Raw genomic sequence first — 22,417 nt, forward strand, 5'->3', positions numbered from 1 at the left:
CTCCCCGGGAGGACTCCAGCCGGCCCGCTCCCCTCCCGCAGAGGCCGGCGCACGGTCCCACGCGCCTGCCGCAGGGACGACGTCGTCCCGCGCACCTGCCGCCGGGGCCTGCGGCGCGCCCCGCTCACGGGGCGCCCGGCTCGCGGGAAGATCCCGGCCGTACGACCCGTCCCCGCCCCACCTGCCGTACGGCCCGCGCGCCCCGCCCCCGCCCCCGCTCCCCCGCCGGACCCGTGGACCGCCCCGCCCATGGCCACCCGGCCCGAAGCCGTCCGCCCCCGGACCGCCCACCCCGTGACCACCCGGCCCACGGCCGGGCCGTCCGCCCGGGACCGTCCGCAGCGGGACCAGCCGGCCCGGCAGGCCCGATCACGCCGCCCGGCTCGTCCCTTCCGTCCGGTGCGCCCGCCGCTGCCGGACCGACCGACCGCTCGGAGTCCCGCATTCCGGTCGGTCATCGCCGTATTCCGGTCACAATCCGATCAAGCTAGGTCCACAAGCGCTTACCCGACTCCGCTCTCCTCTGACAGCATCACCCGCAGGTCTGGACAACTTCTGGGGGAGCCGGGTGGGGGGATTCACGGGATTCGTCCTGTCGCGGGCTCGCGCGCACCGGCTGCTCCTGGCCGCCGCCGTGCTCTCGGTCCTGCTGACCACGGCAGTGCTGGCGACGCTCACCGCCTACTCCGGCGCGATCGGGGACGCCTCGCTGCGCCACTCGCTGCGGGACCCGCGCAACGCGGCCGCCGCCACCCTGGTCGTCAAGGCCGACGTGCCGCCGCAGTCCCGCGCCGCCGCCGACGCGGCCGTACGCGAGCGGGCCCGCGGCGCCTTCGACGGACTGCCGGTGACCGTGCGGTCCCTGGCCCGCTCCGGCCCCTACGCCCTCCCCCGTTCGCTCCAGCCGCCCGCCGCCCGCTCCGGCGACCCGGACCTGACCTACTTCGCCGCCCTCGACGCCGCCCAGGTGCGGCTCGTCTCCGGGCGCCTGCCGCGTGCCACGGCCGGCGGCGAGCTGGAGGCCGCCCTGCCGCAGGCGGCGGCGCGGCGCCTGGGACTGAAGCCCGGCGCCCGGCTGACCCTCGACGACCGGCTCGCCGACCACAAGGCCCGCGTACGGATCACCGGCCTGTACCGGCCCGCCTCGGCCGACGCGCCGTACTGGCAGCTGGACGACCTCGGCGGACGCGGCGCCCGCAAGGTCGACTTCACGACGTACGGCCCGCTCCTCGCCGACGCCGGTGTCCTCGCCGGGGGCCGGGTGAGCGCGGGGCAGACCGCGTGGCAGGCCTCGGCGGACTTCTCCACGCTGACCACCGGCCGGACCGGCGCGCTGCGCGACGCCGTCCGCTCGGGCGCGGCCGCCCTGAAGAGGACGAGCGCGACCGGCGGCGAGCCGACCGTCACCACCTCGCTGCCCGACGTCCTGGACCGGATCGACCGCTCCCTGCTGGTCGCCCGCTCGACGCTGCTGATCGCGGCGCTCCAGCTGGCGCTGCTGGCCGGGTACGCGCTGCTGCTGGTGGCCCGGCTGCTGAGCAGCGAGCGCGCCGGTGAGACCCGGCTGCTGCGGGCCCGCGGCGGCTCCCGGGCCCGGCTGGCGGGCCTGGCCGCCACGGAGGCGCTGCTGCTCGCCGTGCCGGCCGTGGTGTGCGCGCCCCTGCTGGCCGGTCCGCTGACCCGGCTGCTGGCCGGGCGCGGCGCCCTGGCCCGGATCGGGCTGCACCCGGACGTCCCGGTGACGGGCGGGCCCGCGGTGTGGCTGGTGGCGGCCGGGGTGGCGCTGGGCTGTGCACTGGCGGTGACGCTGCCCGCCCTGACGTCGTCCCTCGCGCCCGACCGGCGGGCCCGCGCGCTGCCCGCGCCGCTGCGGGCCGGCGCGGACGTGGGTCTGCTGGCGGTGGCCGCGGTGGCGTACTGGCAGCTGAACCGGCAGTCCTCCGGCGCGGTCGGCGACAGCGCCACGGGCGCCCTCGGCATCGACCCGCTGCTCGTCACCGCGCCCGCGCTCGCCCTGCTGGCCGGGACCGTGCTGACGCTGCGGCTGCTGCCGCCGGTGGCCCGTCTCGCCGAGCGCCGGGCGGCCGGCGGCCGCGGGCTGCCCGCGGCGCTGGCGGGCTGGCAGTTCAGCCGCCGTCCGGCGCGCGGTGCCGGTCCGGTGCTGCTGCTGGTGCTGGCCATCGCGCTGGGCATGCTGGCGATCGGGCAGGGCGCCTCCTGGAACCGTTCGCAGGACGACCAGGCCGACTTCCTCGCCGGCGCGCCGGTGCGGGTCCTGGACGCCGGGGAGGGGGGCCTGGGCCGCAGCGAGCAGTACGCGTCCGTCCCGCACGTCGACTCCGCGGCCCCCGCCGTGCGCGCCTCGCTGCCGATGTCCGCCGACCGGACCGGGACCGTGCTCGCCCTGGACACCGCCGGCGCGGCGGGCACCGTGCTGATGCGCGACGACCTGTCGTCCCGGCCGGTGGGTGCGCTGCTGAAGGGACTCGCCCCGCACGGGGCGACGGCGGGGCTGAAGCTGCCCGCGGGCACGGCGCGGCTGCGGCTGACGACGGCCGTGCGCAGTTCCCCGGCCGAGCACCCGGCCGCCAGGGTGGACCTGGCGGTCACCCTGGAGGACCGCTACGGCGTCCCGTACCGCAAGGCGCTGCCCTCGCTGCCCGCCGACGGCCGCGCCCGCCCCCTCGACGTGGACCTGCCCCCCGCGGCGGGGCCCCTGACGCTCACCGGTCTCGATCTGAGCGTGCCCCAGCCCGTCGACCGGGCCGCGCGGCACCGCCTGACCGTCGGGGCCGCGGAGGCTGTCGGCAGCGGCGGGACGGTGACGAGGCTGACGCTGCCCACCGCCTGGACCGCGGTGTCCTCCGGCGGCTCGGACCCCCTCCCCGACGGCAGGAACACCCCGGGCGCCGCCGAGGTGGCCGCCGGCCGGCCGCTGGCGGTCACCTACGGCACCGGCTACGTGCCGCACGAGGACATGTGGTCGTTGGGCTCGGCCGTCACCGTACGGCTCCAGGTCACCCAGCCCGCGCAGGAGGAGATCGCGGCCGTGGCCACCGACCGCTTCCTGACCGCCGCCGGGGCCCACGCGGGCCAGCGCATGGACGTGACGTTCGCCGGCCGCAACCTCCCGGTGCGGATCGTGCGCGCGGTGCGGGAGCTGCCGACCACCGCCGGGGCGGCGCAGAGCTCCGCGCCGGACGCGGCGCACGACGGCGGCGGCCTCCTCGTCGACCTGCGGGCGGTCAACCGGATGCTCCAGACCCGCTACGGGGAGAACGCCGAGCCCACCGAGTGGTGGCTGCGCACCGCCCCCCGGTACGCGAGCGCCGTCGCCGCCGGCCTGCGCTCCCTGCCCGACGTCGACCCGGCGCGTGTGGTGGTGCGCGAGGAGATCGCCGACGGACTGCGCGACGACCCGTTCGGCGCCGGACCGGCCGCCGCGTTCACCGCGGCCGCGGCCGTGGCGGCGGCGCTGGCCGCGCTCGGCTTCGCGGTCAGCGCGGCCGGAGCGCTGCGCGAGAGGGACGCCGAGTTCGCCGTGCTGCGCGCGCTGGGCGCCCCGCGCCGCCAGCTCGCCCGGATGCTCGCCGCCGAACAGGGCGTGCTGGTGGCCCTGGGCCTGGTGGTCGGCGTGGCGCTGGGCGCGGTGCTGACCCGGGCCGTGATCCCGCTGATCGTGCTGACCGGGCAGGCCACGAAACCGGTACCGGCGGTGCTGGTCGAACTGCCGGTGGGCCAGGTGGCGCTGCTGCTGGCCGCCGTCGCCGCCGCACCGCTCGTCGTCACGGCGGTGCTGACCCTGCGCCGGGCCGACCCGGCGGTGTCCCTTCGAGACCGCGGAGGTGAGTGAGGTGAACACCGTCGCTCCCGCCTGGGTCCGGGTACGGCTGCGCACCGCGCCGGGCGCCGCCGCCGCCCTCGCCCTGCTGGTCGCGCTGACCGCGTGCCTGGCCGCCGCCTTCCCGCGCGCCCTGGACCACTACGAGGACGCGGGCCTGGGCCGGGCCGTCGAGCAGGCGACGCCGAAACGCACCACGCTGACGGTGAGCGCCCCGCAACCCGGCCTCCAGTTCCCGGCCGCCGAGCGGGAACGGGCGCTGCTGCCGCAGGCCCTCGGCCGCCAGTTCGACAAACTCGTCGACGCCGTCCCCGGGCCGCTCACCGTCGACCGCGACCAGTCGTCCTACGGCGTGCAGAACACCGCCGACCTGGAAGTGCCGGACGCGTGGATCCCACGGCCCAACGGCATCCCCGCCCAGATCCGCCTCGTCGCGCAGGACGGACTCGCCGCGCACTCCTCCCTGCGCGCCGGCCGGCTGCCCCGCGCGAACGGCCCGGTCACCGCCGAGAGTGCCGAGGTGGAGGCCGCGGTCACCGCCGAGACGGCCCGCAGCCTGCACATCGAGCCGGGTTCGGTCCTCCACCTGCCCGCCGTCTCCCGCGCCCCGCTCGCCGTCCGCGTCACCGGCATCGTCACGCCCCGCGCCCCCGACGGCGCCTACTGGGCGACCGAGTCGCTGCTGCGCTCCCCCGCCCTGATGCGGGTGCCCGGCAGCAGCGACCCGTTGTACTACTGGCTCGGCGCCGTGCTGCTTCCGCCGCAGGCGGCCCCGGCCCTGCTGGCCACCAACGGCAAACCGGTCCGCTACTGGCAGATCGCCCCCGACGGCGGCGCCCTGCACGCCCACGACCTCGGCCGGCTGAAGTCGGCGGTCGCCACCCTGGAGGCCGGTCCGGGTCTCGGGCAGATGCGCGCGGCCACCGCCCCGGTCGCGCAGGCGAGCACCGACCTCGACGACGTCCTCACCTCCTACGACCGCCTGACCGCGGGCATCGGCCCGCTGGTCGCGGTCGCCGCGTTCGGCAGCGCGACCGTCGCCGCGGTGGTCCTGATGATGGCGGGCGGCCTGGCCGCCGACCGGCGCCGCGCCGAACTCACCCTGCTGCGCGCCCGCGGCGGCTCGCTGCGCGGCCTGACCGGACGGCTGCTGGCCGAGACCGCGGTGGTCGCCCTGCCCGCCGGGGCCCTCGGACTGGGCGCGGCGCTCCTCGCCGTCCCCGAGGGCCGCCGCCTCCCGGCGCTCCTCGCGGCCGTCGCCGTCACGGCCGTCGCCTGCCTCGCACTCCCGTTGCGCGCGGCGGCGGCGCACCGGGTGGTGCGCCTGCACGGCCCGCGCGAGGACACGGTCTCCGTACGCCCCTCCCGGCGCCGTACGGTCGCCGAGCTGACGCTGCTGGTGATCGCCGCCGCGGCGGTGGAGGCCCTGCGCCGGCGCGGGGTCTCCGGCGCCTCGGACGCCTCCGGGAACCAGCTGGTCTCGCTGGCGCCGGTGCTGGTCGGGGTGATCGCGGCCCTCGTCCTGGTCCGGCTGTACCCGCTGCCGCTGCGCTGGCTGATGGGCCCGGCCGGGCGGCTGCGGGGGGCGGTCGGTCACCTCTCCCTGGCCCGCGCGGGCCGTACGTCCGTGTCCGCGGTGCTGCCGCTGCTCGCCCTGCTGACCGCGCTGACCACCGCCGCGTTCGGCGGCTCCGTCCTGGCGGGGGTGGCCGACGCCCGCGACCACGCCGCGCTCATCGCCGTCGGCGCCGACGGCCGCGTCGAGGGCACCGGGGTGCTGCCGGCCACGCTGGCCGACCGGGTGCGCAAGGTGCCCGGCGTGCGCGCGGTGACCGAGGCGGGCGTCAACTACGAGGCCAAGGCGGGCGACAACCTGACGCAGACCACCCTGGCGGCCGTGGCCCCCGCCGACTACGCGGCCCTGGCCCGCCGCACCGGACTCGGCGCGTTCTCCCCGGAGGAACTGCGGCGGCCGGCCGGCGGCCCGAAGGCGCCGCTGCCCGCGCTGGCCTCCCCGTCGGCCGCCCAGACCTACGGCACCCGGCCCTTCCCGGTCCGGCTGGACGACGGGACCACGGTCACCGTCCGGATCGCCGTCGTCCGGGACCGGACACCGGCCGTGATCGGCACCCGCTTCCTGGTCGTGGACCGGGCCGGGCTGAGCCGCCAGGCCGCCCGCACGAGCACGCTGCTGCTGACCGGCGACCACCTGGACGCGGACGCGCTGCGGCGGGCGGCGGGAACGGCCGTGGGCGTGCAGCTGCGCTCCGCCGAACGGGCCCGGTACGTCGACTCGCCCCTCCAGTCCGGCGCCGAGCACATCTACACGGCGGCGGTGGCGGCCGGCGCCGGCTACGCGGTGCTCGCCCTGCTGCTGGCCCTGCTGCGGGCCGCGCCCGAGCGCACCGCGATGCTCGCCCGGCTGCGCACCATGGGCCTCACCCGCGCCCAGGGCCGCCGCCTCCTCGTCCTGGAGTCCCTCCCGCAGGCGGTGCTCGCCGCGGCGGGCGGCGCGCTGACGGGCTGGGCGACCATCCGCCTGCTGTCGCCCGGGATCGACCTGACGACCATCGCGCTGCCCGCCGGCGCCGCCTCGGCCGGCGGGAACGTGCTGCGCACCGATCCGCTGTCGCTGGCCCTGCCGGCGGCGGGGGTCCTGGTGCTGGCGGTCGCCGTCGCCGTCGCACAGGCGTGGTGGACCGGCCGCAGGGGCTCCGTACGGGAGCTGCGGGCGGGGGACGCGCGATGAGCCCGCACCCGCCGCCCAGCCGCGCAGGCGGTCCCGGTCGCCGCCCCGGCCGTCGCGGCGACGACGGCGGCAGCGGCGGCAACCGCCACGGCCCGGACCGTGACAGCGGTCGCGGCCTCGGGAACCGCCGTCGCCGTGGCCGGACCAGTGGCGGCGGCACCGGCGACTGCCCCGGCCGTAGCTGCGGGCACGGCACCGGCGACCGCCGTGGACGAGACCGACGAGACCCTCGTGACCGCCGTAGCCGCCGTAGCCGTCTCATCCGCCGTAGCCGTCTCAGCCGCCGTGCAGGAGTCTTCCGATGACGACGAATCCCACCCTTGCCGACCTGGCCCGGCGCGCCACCGAGGACCGCACCCGCCCGGCCTACGGCCACGACGCCCTGATCACCTGCGACCGGCTGGTGCGCATCTTCTCCACCGACGGCGTGGAGGTGCAGGCCCTTCAGGGACTCGACCTGCTGGTCCGCCAGGGGGAGCTGATGGCGCTGGTCGGCGCGTCCGGCAGCGGCAAGTCCACCCTCATGAACATCCTCGCCGGCCTGGACACGCCCACGGCGGGCGCGGCCCGGGTCGGGGACCACGACCTGCTCGCCATGACCGCGAAGGACCGGCTGCGCTACCGCCGCGAGGTCGTCGGTTTCGTCTGGCAGCAGACCTCCCGCAACCTGCTGCCCTATCTGACCGCCGCGCAGAACGTGGCGCTGCCCATGCAGCTGTCCGGCTCGCGCGGCCGCGGCCGCCGCGCCAAGGCCGAACGCGCGCTGGAACTGCTGGAGATGCTGGAGGTCGGCGAGTGCCGCGACCGGCGCCCGCACCAGATGTCCGGCGGCCAGCAGCAGCGCGTCGCCATCGCGGTGGCCCTCGCCAACAACCCCGCCGTGCTGCTCGCCGACGAACCCACCGGTGAACTCGACTCCCACACCGGCGAGCAGGTCTTCGCCGCCTTCCGCACCGCCAACGAACGCCTGGGCACCACCATCGTCATCGTCACCCACGACCAGGCGGTGGCCACCGAGGTCCGCCGCACGGTCGCCATCCGCGACGGCCGCACCTCCACGGAGGTGCTGCGCCGCAGCGAGGTGGACGAGGCGACGGGCGACGAGCGGCTGGTCAGCCGCGAGTACGCCATGCTGGACCGCGCCGGACGCCTCCAGCTGCCGGCCGACTACACCCAGGCCCTCGGGATGCGCGACCGCGTGGCCCTGGAACTGGAACCGGACCACATCGCGGTGTGGCCGGACGACAGCGAACGGGACTGAACCGGCGGGGCGGAGCGGAATCGGCGGGGGCGGAACCGGCGGGGCGGCAGTGCTGCCGCCTGGCAGGGCGGGGCCGCCCGGCGGGCTGGGCAGGACAGGACTTGCCGGCTGCCGGGACCGGGCGGCGCCGGCTCAGCGGACGCTGACGCCCAGTGTGCCGAGGCCGGCCCGCCGTACGGCTATCGACCCGTAGGGGGTACGCAGCCGGAGCCAGGCGCCCGAGGAGAACAGCGCGAGGCCACCGTCCGGAGCGGCGGGCGGGCCGCCGAGGGGGCCGGTGGGCGCGGCGGGTCGCAGGAAACCGAGGGACTGCGCCGCGTGCACGGCCCGCACGGGCAGCCCGGTGTCCGCGACCGTCCGGGACCAGATGTCCCGCCCGATCCGGTCGAGTTCACCGCGGGTACGCGCCTCGGGCGCCAGTTCTCCCGTACGGGCGCGGAACTCGGCGACGGCCCCGGAGACCAGGGCGCGCAGGGAGTCGGCCGGGGGAAGCCCCCGCTCCGGCCGCCAGCCGCCGCGCGGGGGCAGCACGCCCGCCCACGGCGGCCCGGTCACCGCGGCCGGGACGGCGGCCGTGGCCGCCTTCTCGTCGAGGGACTCCAGGAGTTCCCCCGCGGAGACGGTCACGTCGAGGGTGACGTCGAGCCCGTCCTCGTAGGGCTTGGCCAGAGCGGCCGCGCGTACCGCCAACACCTCGAAGGAGGCCGGCCGCCCGAACACCGCCAGGGCCGTCCCGGCCGCCTGGAGGCGGACGGCGGCGGCGCGGTCGTAGTGGAGCAGCCGGGAGAGGAAGGCGGCGAGGTCGGCCGCCTCCGTCTCGTCGGCGAGGTGGAGCACCGTCATGCGGCGACGGCCTCCTCCTCGTCCGTGTCCCGGTACTCGCGCAGGAACTCGCGTTCCTCCTCGGTGAGCCTGCGGGGCCGCTGCGCCTCGAAGTCGAACGGCACGATCACCGTGGAGGCCCGGACGTAGACCTGGTCGCCGTCCTTCACCTCGTAGCCGAGGGTGAAGGAGGCGGCCCTGATCTCGGTGACCCACAGCTCGATGTCCACCGGCTCGTGCCGGTGGACGAGCTGCCGCTTGTAGTCGATCTCGTGGCGCGCCACCACCGACCCCTGCTTGAACTGCTTGTCCGGGCGGAACAGGAAGTCGATACGGGCCTCCTCCAGGTAGCGGAGGAAGACCACGTTGTTGACGTGGCCGTACGCGTCCATGTCCGCCCAGCGCAGGGGGCAGCGGTATGTGTGGCGCATCTGCCGGCTCAGCCCCGGGTCAGCTTCTTGTAGGTGGCCCGGTGCGGGCGGGCGGCGTCCGGGCCGAGCCGCTCGATCTTGTTCTTCTCGTACGACTCGAAGTTGCCCTCGAACCAGAACCACTTGGAGTCACCCTCGTAGGCGAGGATGTGCGTCGCCACGCGGTCGAGGAACCACCGGTCGTGGGAGACGACGACGGCGCAGCCGGGGAACTCGAGCAGCGCGTTCTCCAGGCTGGAGAGGGTCTCGACGTCGAGGTCGTTGGTGGGCTCGTCGAGGAGCAGCAGGTTGCCGCCCTGCTTGAGGGTGAGCGCGAGGTTGAGGCGGTTGCGCTCGCCGCCGGAGAGGACGCCGGCCGGCTTCTGCTGGTCCGGGCCCTTGAAGCCGAACGCGGAGACGTACGCCCGCGACGGCATCTCCACCTGGCCGACGTTGATGTAGTCGAGCCCGTCGGACACGACCTCCCACAGCGTCTTCTTCGGGTCGATGTTGGCGCGGGTCTGGTCGACGTAGGAGATCTTGACGGTCTCGCCGACCTTGATGTCGCCGGTGTCCGGCGTCTCCAGGCCCTGGATCATCTTGAACAGGGTGGTCTTGCCGGCGCCGTTCGGGCCGATGACACCCACGATGCCGTTGCGCGGGAGGGTGAAGGACAGGCCGTCGACGAGGACCTTGTCGCCGAAGCCCTTGTGCAGGTCGTTCACCTCGACGACCACGTTGCCCAGGCGGGGGCCCGGCGGGATCTGGATCTCCTCGAAGTCCAGCTTGCGCATCTTGTCCGCCTCGGCGGCCATCTCCTCGTAGCGCGCCAGACGCGCCTTGGACTTGGCCTGCCGCCCCTTGGCGTTCGACCGCACCCACTCCAGCTCTTCCTTGAGCCGCTTCTGCCGCTTGGCGTCCTTCTGGCCCTCGACCTTGAGGCGGGCGGCCTTGGTCTCCAGGTACTTGGAGTAGTTGCCCTCGTAGCCGTGCAGGCGGCCGCGGTCGACCTCGCAGATCCATCCGGCGACGTTGTCGAGGAAGTACCGGTCGTGGGTGACGGCGACGACGGTGCCCTCGTACTTGGCGAGGTGCTGCTCCAGCCAGTTCACCGATTCGGCGTCGAGGTGGTTGGTGGGCTCGTCGAGCAGCAGCAGGTCGGGGGCCTCCAGCAGCAGCTTGCACAGCGCCACGCGGCGCTTCTCGCCACCGGAGAGGTTGACCACGGGCCAGTCGCCGGGCGGGCAGCCCAGGGCGTCCATGGCCTGCTCCAGCTGGGCGTCGAGGTCCCAGGCGTTGGCGTGGTCCAGCTCCTCCTGGAGCTTGCCCATCTCCTCGAGCAGCGCGTCCGAGTAGTCGGTCGCCATCTGCTCGGCGATCTCGTTGAACCGGTCGAGCTTGCCCTTGACCTCGGCGACGCCCTCCTGGACGTTCTCCAAGACCGTCTTCTCCTCGTTCAGCGGGGGCTCCTGGAGCAGGATGCCGACGCTGTAACCGGGCGACAGGAACGCGTCACCGTTGGAGGGCTGCTCGAGCCCCGCCATGATCTTCAGCACGGTCGACTTACCGGCACCGTTCGGGCCGACGACGCCGATCTTGGCACCCGGAAGGAAATTCAGGGTGACGTCGTCGAGGATCACCTTGTCGCCGTGCGCCTTGCGCGCCTTGCGCATGGTGTAAATGAACTCAGCCAAGAGAAACCGTCCGGCAGCTTGAATCTGGCAGTGGGCAGATACACCCCATCTTGCCTGACCGCCACCCCTGGATGGAAACCAGTAGGGCGGCGGGGCTCTGAGCTGGGGTTTCGTCGGTGGCGACCGAGGGGAGCCTGTCACTGTCGGTCGCCGTCGGGTGGCCTCGGGCCCCCTCGCACGGTCCAGGGACGGCTCAGAGAGCAGAGTCCCCGCCAACACCGTGCCGGGCTATCGTGCCGCTGTGACCAGCGCAGCGGACCGTCCCATCCTCTTCCTCGACGTCGACGGTCCACTCATCCCGTTCGGGGCGTCGCACGGTTCATCGACGTCTGTCGATCAGGGGAACCCGCTGCTTGATCGACTGGACCCCGGCGTGGGATCGCGCCTCCTCGCCCTGGGCTGTCAGCTCGTCCGGGCCACGACGTGGCTGGAGGACGCGAACGAGGCCGTCGCTCCGCGCCTGGGACTACCGAAACTGCCCGTGGTGGAGTGGCCGGATGCCGGCGCCGACGAGGGACCCCGCGGCCTGCACTGGAAGACTCGCCCCTTGATCGAGTGGGCCGACGGTCGACCGTTCCTCTGGGTCGACGACGAAATCAGCGCCATGGATCGCTTGTGGGTCGACGCCCAGCATCCTGGGCCCTCGCTGCTACATCGCGTCGACCCGGCACAAGGACTCGTCGACGCCGACTTCTCGACGCTCGGCGACTGGCTCGCTGTGAGGGAACCGACTAACGGTTGATCGGGATCTCGTAGACGATCTCGCAATGTGCGGCGGGCACGATGATGTCCGCTGTCTCGACGGGCCGTCCTTGGCCGCTGTAGTACGTCCGCCGGATGTGCGTGACGAGCGCGGCTTTCTGGATGCCGAGCAGGGAGGCTTCCTCGGCGGTGGCCTGCCGGCTTCGGTCACCTGGCACGGCGTAGAACTTCTACCGAGTCCCGTTCTCGGTGCTCTGGCACGTCTGCGGCACGTCCTTGCGGGCTAGGTGCCGTCCTCTTCCTCCAAGCCGAAGTGCTCGGGCAACTCCATCATCAAAGCGCGTACATCCGGGCGTGTCTCCTGATCTGCCGCCGCCTTGAAGAGGCCCGCGAGACGTAGGCGGTCCGCCGGCGGAAGCTCGCCCAACGTGCCAGCAAGGTCGTCGAACCAGGCAGTGGCGAGGGCGGGATCCACCTCTTCATCGCTCGTCATCTCGACAGCGGTGATCAACTGAGCCATGGCAGCGGCAAGGGTGTTCAACAGCCGGGCAGACATGGTGAACGTGCCCCTCAGTCCGTCGGGATCAGGTGCGCCCAGACGGTGCCGAGCCTCTTGAGCAAGTCACGCTGCTCGTCAATCCAACCGCGGTCCACTTCGAGGGAGATGGCCAGCCTTGTGGTCTGCTGGTCTGCGATGGTGACCGTGATCCCATCCTGGTCGTCCTCCCGCCAATCCAGGCGGATGCCGATCTCGGCAACTCGCGCCGCCTCACGCCACACGGCGTCGCGCCCCGCGGCGACCTCCTCCAGTACGTGTGCCCAGCCGGCCAGGTCCCTTGGATCCACATAGGTGTCGAGGACACCGGCCACGAAGTCGTTGTTGACCAAGAGCTGCCCCTTCACGTCCGGGATGCCCGGGGCGTAGGAGTCGTTCAGCTCGACCACGACCCTGCCGCCGTGCCTACCGGTGATCCGCAGCAGTGCGAACCGCTCAGGCTCCTTCGTGTTCCACCCTTGGGTGATCGGTCCAGCGCTGATGCTGCGCACTCTAGACAGCACCACTGACGATGCCTGCTGCGCTCATGGTCTCCATGGGTGACTCAAGACCTGCCTTCTTGCCCTGGGCCTTGCCGGAGGTCTGGGTGAGCTGGGTTTTTACAGTCGAGTCGGGGCAGCGGTTCCGGACGTCTGGATGGTCGTCGTTGGTCGTTGTGGGCCACTGCTGCGCGACCTCGGACGGTCCCGGCACCTATCGTTTCTGTGCCCTGTAGCGCTTCATCAGCGCAGTGATCCGTGCCTGGTCCGCCGGGCCGTTCAACTCGGCAAGGAGATCGTCGGGACACAGCTCGTAGAGATCCCCCCACCATCGACGCCCTCGGTTGTCCCAGATCCGGTATCCACCCGGCGCACCCCGCGCTACGTAGCGTCTCCTGCTCACTGTCCTCCCGCTCCGGGCACCGCCCCTGCCGGTGCTTCCGTACGTGGCCGACGGCCCGACGGCCCGGTGGCTGACCCGCAACGTGTCGCGCCTTCCCCGCCTCCGACGGCGCCGCGCCCCTCGCTGCCGCTCGCCCCGACCGCCCACGGGCACCCCCACCCGGCCCGGGGCACCGGGAAAGTTCCGGTATCCGGTCACTCGGCCGACATGACATCGTTGCGCCATGACAGCAGCGGAGGTACAGGGCGGCCTACGGGACCTGCTCAACGAGTGGGACCCGATCGGTGTGGTCGATCTTGAACTGGACGAGGATCCTGTCCAGGACGAGTACGACTGCCTCATCCCTCCGCTCCTTGATCGTCTGAGGCGTGGAGCCGACCGGACGGAACTGCGGAATTTCCTGTACCAGGAGCTGACGGACCACTTCGGCCTGAGCCACCCCTATGACGTCGACGGTATGGCTGCCCGCCTCACCGCCTGGTGGACATCGGTACCTCCCCAGGTCTGACGCACGTCGGCCACGGAGCCCGTGGCTCCGTTCCCCGGTGCGGGCCTGACCCGCCCGGGGCTCTCTGCCGGCTCGGGAAGGTGCCTGGCCGGGAAGGCCGGTGCTGGCGGGTTCGTCAGTGGTCGGTGGTCTTCTTCTTGCGGACGATGCTCAGGGCCGTGGCGCCCAGGACCAGGAGGCTGAGGCCGATGGCGGCGATCAGGGGGGTCGTGTCGGTGCCGCCGGTCTCGGCGAGGTTCGTGCCGTCGGGGACCGCGCCCGCCTTGGCCGGGGCCGGGACGGGTTCGCCGAGCGTCTGGGTCTTCGTGCCGATGGCGGCGCCCTGCGTCTTGCAGTCGAGGACGCCGGTGAAGCGCTGTCCCCGGCCGTCCGGGCCGGTGAGCGTGAAGTCGTAGGCCTGGTCCTCCTGCAGCGGGACCGCGATCGTACGGGTCCTGCCCGCGGGGACGCTGTGGCCGGTGCCCATCAGCTCGAAGGTGTACGGCTGGTCGCCCTTGTTCGTCACCCTGATGTCCAGGGCGCCCTCGGCGCAGTCCTTCTGCGCCGACAGGGCCGGTATGGCGCCCTTGTCGGCCCAGGTGGCGACGGCGGTCGCGGAGACCGTCGACTCGCTGGAACCGGCCAGGATCTGCGTCTGGCTGCGGCTGTCGGAGGTGAAGGCGCGGCCGACCGGCACGGTGGTGGACGCCTGGACGGTCAGCTCCGCCGAGCCCGCGGCGTCGCCCGGTGCCGGGGAGGCGCCGTCGGCTCCGGCGGCGGAAGTCCGCGGCACGTCGAAGTAGAGCCTGCTGCCGTTCCTGGCCGTGGTGACCGGCTTGCCGTCCTTGCCGACGATCCGCACGCCGCCGGCGTCCACCGGGGGCACCACCGTCACGCTGCTCGCGTCCGTGCGGACGGTCACCGGGCCCAGCCGCCGCCCGGGGTGGCCGGAGACGGCGGGCGGGTCGAGGCTGAGCGAGGCCTTCGGCTCGGCCAGGTCGCGCGCGCTGCTGTGCAGGTAGTCCGCGAGTTTCTCGGCCCGGGCGTCGACGGCGTCCACGTGCGCGCCGTCGGAGTAGCGCCAGATCGCCACCTGGGTGCCCGTCGCCGCGTCCTGCTCGGTGAGGTTCTTGACCCCTGCTTTCGCGGCGAGTGCCGCCAGGTCGTTCACCTGGGGGTAGGAGTGGTTCAGGATCCAGCGGATCTTCCCGGCGTTCTTGTTCGCGCCGAGGGAGGTGCCGCTCCAGGGCGTCTCCTGGTACTTGGCGTCCTTCTGCGTGGGGTTGTGGATGTCGACGCAGTACGTCTGCAGCATGCCGCCGCCGTCCACGGCCATTTCGAACAGCCCCGCGGAGATCTGGTGGTCACCGCCCTCGTCGTGCAGGACCGCGGCGCCGTACGTCTTCAGGCCGCTCATGGTGGCGCTGGCCCCGCCCTGGCTCTGCGGTCTCCCGTCGGCGGCGGCCGGGCCGGCGGCAGCCAGGACACCGGCGGCGACGAGTCCGGACGTCAGGGCCACGGCGGCGAGGCCGGCCGCCCGCCGCCCGCGCACGGACCGCGCGGAGTACGAAGCACACACAGAATTCCCCTTCGAGCAGGACCCGTTCATGTGGGGGTGCGGTCCCACCAGCAGAATCTCCAAGCCCAGAGAGCTACTTCGGCATCCTATGGACCCCTCACCGCGGCACTTGCTGTCAGGTCGTCAGGTGGCTGATCCGAATCGGAATCGTTATCGCCGCCCGCCGCCCCGGTGAACAGCCGGTATCGACAAATCCGTCCCGACCTGCTTTGTCGGGCGGGTGCGGCGACGGCCGTCGGCGCGCGAGGCGACGGGAAGGCGCGGGGCGGCCGGTCCCGGGGCTCCGGGGTCGGCCGCCCCCCGCGTCGTCACGTCACCGCGGCCGGTGCGCGCTCCGGCCGGGCCGCCTGCTGTGCCGGTGGTCCGGCCGGGGCCGGCCCCGGGGTCTCCCAGGACGGTTCGGGCTGCGCCGGTTCATGGGGTGCCGGGGCGCCGGCCGTGCCGGGCTCCGGCCTGCCCGTCGTCCGCCGGAACGCCGCCGTCCCCCGCGCCAGGTCGTGCCCGATCGCCACGGCGTCGATGTCGGCCGATGTGCGGCTGGTGCCGTCGCGGGTCTCCGTACGCACCTTCAGCCGGCCCTGGACGAGGACGGGGTCGCCCACGTTCAGCGACGCCATCGCGTTGGTGGCGAGCTGGCGGTTGGCCCAGACCGTGAAGAAGTTGGTGTGCCCGTCGGTCCAGGCGCTCTTCTCGCGGTCCCAGTAGCGCGAGGTGACCGCCAGCCGGAAGCGCGCCGACGCGCCCGACGCCGGCTCCCGGTACACCGGCTGCGTCGCCACGTTGCCGACCACGCAGACCGTCGTCTCGTTCATCGTCTTCCCCTCCCTCGCCCGGCCCGTCCGGGCCGGGCGGACACGCGTACGGGCCCGTCCCGTACGGCTGCGTCTGCCGCGCCGACCGCGTCCGTCGCGATCGCCGCGGCACCAGACTGCCGCCGCCGGGACGGGCCCGCAGAGACCTGTGGACCACCGCCCGCCTGTGGACAACTCCCTCACCCGAACAGGTGAAAGGCCCTGTCCGGGCGGCGGCTCACGCCTCCCCGCCCACGAGCCCCCGCCGCCCGTCCCGGCCTCACCTCGGCCTCACCGGCCTGCCTCACCTGCCCGCCTCCCCTCTCGGCCCCGCCCCTCGGCCTCCCCGCGCACGGCACCCCGCCTCACCGCGCCCCCGGCACCACTCCTGCGGCCACTCCCGCCCCGGTCACCCGGGAGTACTGCTCGCGCACCTCCCGGTAGCGGAGCAGTTCCGCCGCCACCGGATCCAGTACCCGGGCCCGCCCGCACCCCCCGGCCGCCTCCCGCAACCGGCGCTCCGCCTCCTGCCCGTACCGTCTGGCCGGGCCGCGGGCCGCGATGCGGCAGCTCCACTCCACGAGCGGCCCGCCGACGATCCCGGCGATCATCAGCAGCACCGGCACACCGAGGTTCGGCGACAGGACGCCGGCGATCTGGCCGACCAGCCACAGGCCGCCGACGACCTGGAGGATCGTCATCGACGCCTGGGCCAGGACGGCGGCCGGCCACCAGCCCGGCCGCGGCGGACGGCCCGGGGGCAGCCCGGCCCGCGCCGCCAGTTCGTCCAGTGCCTCGGGCAGTCCCTGGGCGCCGCGCACCGCGGCCTCGCGGACCGCCTGCGCCCACGGCGCCGGGAGGCCGGCCGCGGCCCGTTCGGCCACCGTGCGCACGGCCTGTTCGACGCGCTGGCGCGCCGTGGCCTCCTCGTCCGGCTGCGCGCGCACCGGCAGGCGCCCGGTGGGGGGTTCGCGCCGGTCCTGGTACCAGCGCCACAGCCGCAGCCACGGCGTGCCGCACGCCCGGCCGGCGTTGCGCAGCCAGGCGCGTTCGGCCGCCTCGCCCGCCGCGATGGCGCCCACCGCGTCCGCGAGGCGGGCCGCGAACTCCTCCCGCGCCTCCTCGCTGAGCCCGGCCCGCCGCCCGGTGGCGTACACGGGCCGCAGGTGGACCGCCGCCGCGTCGACGTCGGCGGCGATGCGCCGGGCCGCGGCGCCCCGTTCGGCCACGAACTGGCCGAGTGATTCCCTCAGTTCGCCGATGCCGTCGCCGGTGAGCGCGGAGAGCGCGAGGACGGTCGCGCCCGGTTCGCCGTACTCCCCGAGGGCGATGCCGTCCTCGTCGAGCAGCCGCCGCAGGTCGTCGAGGACCTGGTCGGCGGCCTCGCCGGGCAGCCGGTCGATCTGGTTGAGGACGACGAACATGACCTCGGCGTGGCCCGCCAGGGGACGCAGGTAGCGCTCGTGCAGGACGGCGTCCGCGTACTTCTCCGGATCGACCACCCAGATGACCGCGTCGACCAGCCCGAGGATGCGGTCCACGTGCTCCCTGTGCTGCACGGCGGCCGAGTCGTGGTCGGGCAGGTCGACCAGGACGAGCCCGCGCAGCTGCGGGTCGGCGTCGGGGCCCTGGACGGGGCGCCTGCGCAGCCGGCCGGGGATGCCGAGCCGGTCGATGAGGCCGGCCGCGCCGTCGCTCCAGCTGCACGCGATGGGTGCGGCGGTGGTCGGCCGGCGCACGCCGGTCTCCGAGATCGGCACGCCCGCGAGGGCGTTGAACAGCTGCGACTTGCCGCTGCCGGTGGCGCCCGCGATGGCGACGACGGTGTGGTGTCCGGACAGCCGGCGGCGCGCCGCCGCCTCGTCGAGGACCCGTCCCGCTTCGGCGAGGGTGCGGTTGTCCAAGCGGGTGCGGGACAGGCCGACGAGTTCGCGCAGCGCGTCCAGGCGCGACCTCAGCGGTCCGTCGTAGGCGAGCGGGGGCACGGGCAGCGACCGGGCGGGACGCGGCTCGACGGGGACGAGGTCGGCGGCGCTCGTGCCGGTCTCGGTGACGCGGCGCGCGATGAGACCGTCGTCCCAGGCCCCGTCGGTTCCGGTGCGGCCCGGTGCGTCGTCGTCCTTCACGCGCGCGTGCCGGTCGGGTCGCTCCGCGGACCGGTCGGCGTACCGGTCCGCGTGGCCCGCCGGGTGCCCGTCCCCCCGCACGTCCGCGTGCCCGGGCGAGTGCCCGCCCTCGTGCCGCTCCGCGTACCCGTGCGCGGCCCCGCCCTCGCGCCGCTCCGGATACCCGTGCGCGTGGGCGCCCTCCCGTCCGTCCGTGTACCGCTCCCCTCGCCCGTCCGGGTACCGGACGCCGTGTGGGCCGGCCTCCCGGGGCCCGTGTCCTTCCGCGGGCCGGACGAGAGCGGCGCCCGGCGCCGGCGCACCGCCCCTGCCGTCCCCGGTGCCTCTGAGACCTCTTCCGTCCCTGTCGTCCCCGCCGCCCCTCCGCTCGCCCGCGTCCCTCATGACGTTGCCGTCCACCCTGTCCGAGCCCTCCGCTCTGTCGCGGGAGCCCTGGAAGCGCCCGGGGGCCGGGCTCCCCGCGTCCCGCGTCCCGTGTCCGTCGGCGGAGACCGTGCCCTCCGTGTGGTCCGCGCGCTCCGTACGCGCGGCGCGTTCGGTGTGTTCCGTTCGGTCCTGGTCAGTGACGGCGGTCACCGGTCACCTCTCCTTCAGCAGTACGGACAGCGCGGCGATGAGTTCGGCCTGCGGCTCGGGATGCACCTCCAGGGCGTCGAGCGGGGCCAGCCGGCGCTCCCGTTCGGCGTGCATCACCCGGTCCAGGTAGTCGGCGAGCAGCCGCCCGGCGCGGTCGCGCAGCCGCAGGGCGCCGTGCGCGCCGATCCGCTCGGCGAGCCCCTCCCCCGCGGCCCGCCCCCGGCGGCCCCCCAGCAGCCCGGTGGCGGCCAGCGCAGCGACGACCTCGGGGTCCGGTGCGACGCTGCGGTCCAGTTCGCGCACCTCGTCCTCGGCGTACTCCTCCAGCTCCCGCCGCCAGCGCCGTACGGCCAGTCCGATGCGGTGCTCCGCGCTCTCCGCGGCGGGGGGATGGTCGGCCAGGCCCGGTGCGGCCGCGGCCGGTTCGCGCCGCCAGGCGTCGTCGATGCGCTCGTCGGCGGCGGTCACCGCGCACAGCAGCAGGGCGCCGAGGCTCTCCACGAGCGCGTCGAGCAGTTCGCCCGCGGTGCAGTCCAGCGGGTAGGCGCGCCAGCGTTTGAGGGCGTCCCCGGCGAGGACGGCGCCCGCCTGCAGCCGGCCCCGCAGGCGGGCGTACTCGCCGTCGTAGGCGCTGTCCACGGCGGAGATGAGCCGCAGGGCGGCCGAGTGCTGTGCGGCGGCGGCGCCGGCCAGCTCCGGCATCCGGGACTTGAGCGAGTCGAGCAGGCCGTGGGCGGTGCGGGCCATCGCGTACTGGCGGGCCGCGGGGTCCTGTGCCTGGTGGACGAGCCAGGTGCGCAGCGGTGCCACGGCGGTGGCGGGCAGCAGTCCGCCGCCCCAGGCCGACTCGGGCAGTTCGGGCACCGTGAAGCGGGGGACGTCACCGAGCCCGGCCTTGGCGAGCAGGGCCCCGTACTGCCGGGAGACCTCGGAGACGACCTGGTGCGGCACCCGGTCCAGCACGGTCACGAGGGTGGCGTCGTACTCCTTGGCGGTGCGCAGCAGGTGCCAGGGGACGGCGTCCGCGTAGCGGGCGGCCGTGGTGACCATGACCCAGATGTCGGCGGCGCAGATCAGCTCGGCGGCCAGGGCCCGGTTCTCGGCGATCAGGGAGTCGATGTCCGGCGCGTCGAGCAGGGCGAGTCCGGGGGGCACGGTCTCCACCGTCTCGACGCGCAGCACGCGCGCGGGTTCGTCCTCGGGTCCCGGCGGCTCCGGCAGTTCGTCGGCGACCGGACCGGCTCCGGGGTCCCGGCGGGGCACCCACACACGCGCGAGGTCGGGCAGGACGCGCATGCCGCTGAACCAGTGGTGGTCCTCCGGATGACACACCAGTACGGGGGTCCTGGTCGTCGGCCGCAGGACTCCCGCCTCGCTGACCCGTCTCCCGACAAGGGAGTTGACGAGTGTGGACTTGCCCGCCCCGGTGGATCCTCCGACGACGGCCAGCAGCGGCGCGTCGGGCTCCTTGAGCCGGGGCACCAGGTAGTCGTCGAGCTGGGCGAGCAGTTCGTCGCGGTTGGACCGCGCGCGGGGGGCGCCCGGGAGGGGCAGCGGGAAGCGTGCGGCGGCGACACGGTCGCGCAGGGCGGAGAGTGCTTCGAGCAGCTGAGGCCGTACGTCCAAGGTCACCACATGTGAAGAATGCCCAATTTTAGGGGAATTCTGAAGCATATGAGCATGTCTGCGCGCCGACGGAACACAAGGGATGGAACGGACGAGTGGGACGAGGGCGCGGTCCAGGCATAACGAGTGCACAACACCCGGTGCCCGAGGCATCAAAAGCGGTGCACGATTCGTACCTGCCTGCGATTATCAGGACCGCTTCACTGAACCTCCACATCGAGCCACGGAGGCGAAGCAGCAGGGGCAAGGACGCGGGAGCCCTATCCTTGTCCCCGGCAACGTCACGGAACGGCCCGCACCGGGACGGCACCACGACAGAGGCCACCACACCAGGCCCCCGTAGCTCAGTGGATAGAGCAGGCGCCTTCTAAGCGCTTGGCCGCAGGTTCGAGTCCTGCCGGGGGCGCTCCGCTCGTGCGGTGCTCACGCCCTCCCTCCGGGAGGGCGTTCTTGCTGCCGGGCAGCACAGTAGCGAGTGCGGCGTAGCGCCGGCGTAAGCGCCGCGGAAAAAGGGGACGCCGCGAGCCGGGCGCCCCTTTTGTGCGCAGCTCCAAGAGCTGCGCACGGCCGCGGAACGTCCGGAACTCACCCCCGGGCGGCGCGGCCGGGCCGCCTTCAGGGGCGGTGGTGCGGCCAGCCGGCCAGGCCGCTGCCCTCGGGTGCGCGGCGCGTCGCATCGGCGACGCAGGCGTGGAAGGCGTAGACGGCGTGCAGGCCGCCGGTCTTGAACACCTTGAGGATGCGCGGATCGTCGCAGGTGAGGACCAGAGAGCCCGCCTGCGCGCGCAGGCGCTTGGTGAGCGCCACGATCAGGCCCAGGCCCATCGAGTCCAGGAACGTCACCCGGCCCAGGTCCAGGACAAGGTGCCGGTGCCCCTCGTCGATGAGCCGGACGACGGCCTCCCGGATCCCGGGCGACGAGCAGACGTCGACCTCGCCGGCCACGGTGACGACCGTCCACCCGTTCTCCGCGCGGCGCCCGAGGACGCCGTCCTCCGCGGGGCGCCGGCCGCCGCCGCTCTGCGGGGCGGGCCGGGCGACGCCGTCCTCCGCGGTGGGCCGATCGAGGATGCCGTTCTCCTGGGTGGGCTGTGGGACCGTCCGCACTCTTCGCTCTCCGCCTCTCTCGCCGTCCTCCATGACGCGCGCACCACACGCAGTACATGCCAGAGATGCCGCGCATGGCGTGTGTATCTCGTATGTCGCGTATGTGGCGCTTCATCCAGTAGACGGTTCCCGCTCCCGGCGCCACAAGAGTGCGATTTTCAGATGGTGAGCGAGAGGCCTCTCGTCACCCGGTCCGCCGCCGCGAGCAGCCGCTCGACCGCGCTCTCGATCGCGCGCGCCCGGTCACCGTCCGCGCGCAGGGAGACACCGAGCGAGCCCAGCGTGTCGCCCCGGTACACGGGGACGGCGACGCAGACGGTCCCGAGGGAGTACTCCTCCAGGTCGGTGACCGCCGGCGCGTCGGAGGAGGCGTCCAGCCGCCGCAGCAGCTCCGTGCGGTGGGTGATCGTCCGGGGCGTGAGGTCCTCCAGGCGGTGCCGCGAGAGGTACTCCTGGCGTGCCTCGTCGTCCAGCTCGCGCAGGACGCACTTGCCCAGCGCGGTGGCGTGGCCCGCGTCCTCGAACCCCACCCACAGCTCGGCCCGCGGGGCGCGGGGCCCGTCGACGATCTCCGCCACGCGGATCTCACCGTCCTCGTAGAACGTGAGGTAGGCGGCGGCCGACAGGTCGTCCCGCAGGGACCCCAGCGTCGGGCGGATCCGGGTGAGCCGTGTCTGCGCGCCGCCGACGTCGTGCAGGGCGTCCAGGCGCTCGCCGAGGACGAAGGAGCCGTCCTCCAGTTTGCGCACGTAGCCGTCGTGCAGCAGCGTCCGCAGCAGGTGGTACGTGGTGGCCAGGGCCAGGCCCGTCTCCCGCGCCAGCTGCTTGGCCGGCGCGCCGCCCTCATGGGCCCCGACCGCCTCCATCAGCCGGAACGCCCGCTGCACGGAGGCGATGAGCGTGGGGCCTTCCTGCGCTCCCATACCTCCACCGTGCGGGTGACGGACCCGCTCGGCAAACGCACGCCGGGACGACCGCGAGCGGAAGTCGAGCTTGTGGGGAACCGGAAAACCCGGGGCCGGGCCTGCCCCGGCCGGCCCCTTGACAACGAACAGGGGCCGGCCGGGGCGCGGCGCCCCGAGCGGGCGGCGGCCAGATGGTCACCGCCCGGCGCCCGGAGCGGCCGGCGGGCCGGTGATCACGGCCCGGACCGCACCGCCCCGGCCCCGGACCCGGCTCGGACCACCGCCGGATCCGGACCGCCCCGC

16 protein-coding genes, 1 tRNA gene and 2 pseudogenes are annotated in these 22,417 nt (G+C 74.4%); 6 read left to right on the forward strand and 13 right to left on the reverse strand.

What is annotated here, in order from left to right; translation table 11 throughout:
- The first annotated feature begins 568 nt into the window (after positions 1 to 568).
- The 3 genes from ABZ719_RS23710 to ABZ719_RS23720 all read left to right on the forward strand — a co-directional run bounded on the left by ABZ719_RS23710 (position 569) and on the right by ABZ719_RS23720 (position 7,851).
- Positions 569 to 3,853: an ABC transporter permease gene (locus ABZ719_RS23710; RefSeq protein ID WP_366727188.1), complete on the forward strand. Its 3,285-nt coding sequence runs from the start codon at positions 569 to 571 to the stop codon at positions 3,851 to 3,853.
- A 1-nt stretch (position 3,854) separates the two neighbouring features.
- Positions 3,855 to 6,590, forward strand: a complete 2,736-nt coding sequence (locus tag ABZ719_RS23715) for an FtsX-like permease family protein (RefSeq protein ID WP_366727189.1) — start codon at positions 3,855 to 3,857, stop codon at positions 6,588 to 6,590.
- A gap of 301 nt (positions 6,591 to 6,891) precedes the next feature.
- Positions 6,892 to 7,851: an ABC transporter ATP-binding protein gene (locus tag ABZ719_RS23720; protein ID WP_366727190.1), complete on the forward strand. Its 960-nt coding sequence runs from the start codon at positions 6,892 to 6,894 to the stop codon at positions 7,849 to 7,851.
- Positions 7,852 to 7,983: 132 nt separating this feature from the next.
- Here ABZ719_RS23720 and ABZ719_RS23725 read toward each other — a convergent pair whose 3' ends face one another.
- Genes ABZ719_RS23725 through ettA form a run of 3 tightly spaced genes read right to left on the reverse strand, consistent with a single transcriptional unit; the run spans position 7,984 to position 10,777 of the window.
- Positions 7,984 to 8,694 carry a hypothetical protein gene (locus tag ABZ719_RS23725; RefSeq protein WP_366727191.1) on the reverse strand — a complete coding sequence of 237 codons (711 nt, stop codon included), beginning with the start codon at positions 8,692 to 8,694 and terminating at the stop codon, positions 7,984 to 7,986.
- The gene (locus ABZ719_RS23730) at positions 8,691 to 9,104 is read right to left on the reverse strand and encodes a thioesterase family protein (RefSeq protein WP_037859742.1); all 414 of its coding nucleotides are present in this window, start codon (positions 9,102 to 9,104) and stop codon (positions 8,691 to 8,693) included. Before ABZ719_RS23730 ends, ABZ719_RS23725 begins: the two co-directional genes overlap by 4 nt.
- Positions 9,105 to 9,112: 8 nt before the next feature.
- Complete coding sequence (gene ettA / locus ABZ719_RS23735; protein ID WP_037859740.1) at positions 9,113 to 10,777, reverse strand: energy-dependent translational throttle protein EttA; 1,665 nt, start codon at positions 10,775 to 10,777, stop codon at positions 9,113 to 9,115.
- A gap of 241 nt (positions 10,778 to 11,018) precedes the next feature.
- Here ettA and ABZ719_RS23740 point away from each other — a divergent pair, with 241 nt between their 5' ends.
- Positions 11,019 to 11,519, forward strand: coding sequence for an HAD domain-containing protein (locus ABZ719_RS23740; protein WP_366727192.1), 501 nt, complete (start codon positions 11,019 to 11,021; stop codon positions 11,517 to 11,519).
- On the opposite strand, the pseudogene ABZ719_RS23745 reads toward ABZ719_RS23740, so the two are convergent.
- The 4 genes and pseudogenes from ABZ719_RS23745 to ABZ719_RS23760 all read right to left on the reverse strand — a co-directional run.
- Positions 11,509 to 11,679 (reverse strand): annotated as a pseudogene (locus tag ABZ719_RS23745) (UTRA domain-containing protein); the annotation flags it as partial. The gene ABZ719_RS23740 and the pseudogene ABZ719_RS23745 overlap by 11 nt on opposite strands.
- 83 nt (positions 11,680 to 11,762) lie before the next feature.
- A complete protein-coding gene (locus ABZ719_RS23750) occupies positions 11,763 to 12,035 on the reverse strand; it encodes a hypothetical protein (protein ID WP_366727193.1) in 273 nt (90 codons plus the stop codon).
- A gap of 14 nt (positions 12,036 to 12,049) precedes the next feature.
- On the reverse strand, positions 12,050 to 12,526 hold the full coding sequence (locus tag ABZ719_RS23755; RefSeq protein ID WP_366727194.1) for a DUF5959 family protein: 477 nt from the start codon (positions 12,524 to 12,526) through the stop codon (positions 12,050 to 12,052).
- 202 nt (positions 12,527 to 12,728) lie between these two features.
- Entirely contained in the window at positions 12,729 to 12,917 is a 189-nt protein-coding gene (locus ABZ719_RS23760; RefSeq protein WP_366727195.1) for a hypothetical protein, read from the reverse strand.
- A gap of 223 nt (positions 12,918 to 13,140) precedes the next feature.
- On the opposite strand from ABZ719_RS23760, the gene ABZ719_RS23765 reads away from it, so the two are divergent.
- On the forward strand, positions 13,141 to 13,425 hold the full coding sequence (locus ABZ719_RS23765; protein ID WP_366727196.1) for a hypothetical protein: 285 nt from the start codon (positions 13,141 to 13,143) through the stop codon (positions 13,423 to 13,425).
- A 115-nt stretch (positions 13,426 to 13,540) separates the two neighbouring features.
- Here the strand turns inward: ABZ719_RS23765 and ABZ719_RS23770 are convergent, their stop codons facing one another.
- The 4 genes from ABZ719_RS23770 to ABZ719_RS23785 form a co-directional block, all read right to left on the reverse strand.
- Positions 13,541 to 15,013 carry a Cys-Gln thioester bond-forming surface protein gene (locus tag ABZ719_RS23770; protein WP_366727234.1) on the reverse strand — a complete coding sequence of 491 codons (1,473 nt, stop codon included), beginning with the start codon at positions 15,011 to 15,013 and terminating at the stop codon, positions 13,541 to 13,543.
- 278 nt (positions 15,014 to 15,291) lie between these two features.
- A complete protein-coding gene (locus ABZ719_RS23775) occupies positions 15,292 to 15,795 on the reverse strand; it encodes a single-stranded DNA-binding protein (RefSeq protein ID WP_366727197.1) in 504 nt (167 codons plus the stop codon).
- Between the two features lie 344 nt (positions 15,796 to 16,139).
- Complete coding sequence (locus ABZ719_RS23780) at positions 16,140 to 18,476, reverse strand: YfjP family GTPase (protein WP_366727198.1); 2,337 nt, start codon at positions 18,474 to 18,476, stop codon at positions 16,140 to 16,142.
- 3 nt (positions 18,477 to 18,479) lie between these two features.
- Complete coding sequence (locus tag ABZ719_RS23785; protein WP_366727199.1) at positions 18,480 to 20,111, reverse strand: dynamin family protein; 1,632 nt, start codon at positions 20,109 to 20,111, stop codon at positions 18,480 to 18,482.
- A gap of 324 nt (positions 20,112 to 20,435) precedes the next feature.
- On the opposite strand from ABZ719_RS23785, the gene ABZ719_RS23790 reads away from it, so the two are divergent.
- Positions 20,436 to 20,508: transfer RNA gene (locus tag ABZ719_RS23790), tRNA-Arg, on the forward strand.
- Positions 20,509 to 20,717: 209 nt separating this feature from the next.
- On the opposite strand, the pseudogene ABZ719_RS23795 reads toward ABZ719_RS23790, so the two are convergent.
- Both ABZ719_RS23795 and ABZ719_RS23800 read right to left on the reverse strand, forming a co-directional pair.
- A pseudogene (locus ABZ719_RS23795) lies at positions 20,718 to 21,059 on the reverse strand (STAS domain-containing protein); the annotation flags it as partial.
- A 308-nt stretch (positions 21,060 to 21,367) separates the two neighbouring features.
- A complete protein-coding gene (locus ABZ719_RS23800) occupies positions 21,368 to 22,132 on the reverse strand; it encodes an IclR family transcriptional regulator C-terminal domain-containing protein (RefSeq protein ID WP_366727200.1) in 765 nt (254 codons plus the stop codon).
- Positions 22,133 to 22,417 lie beyond the last annotated feature (285 nt).

It is taken from the genome of Streptomyces sp. NPDC006743, assembly GCF_040703815.1.
Taxonomy (GTDB): domain Bacteria; phylum Actinomycetota; class Actinomycetes; order Streptomycetales; family Streptomycetaceae; genus Streptomyces.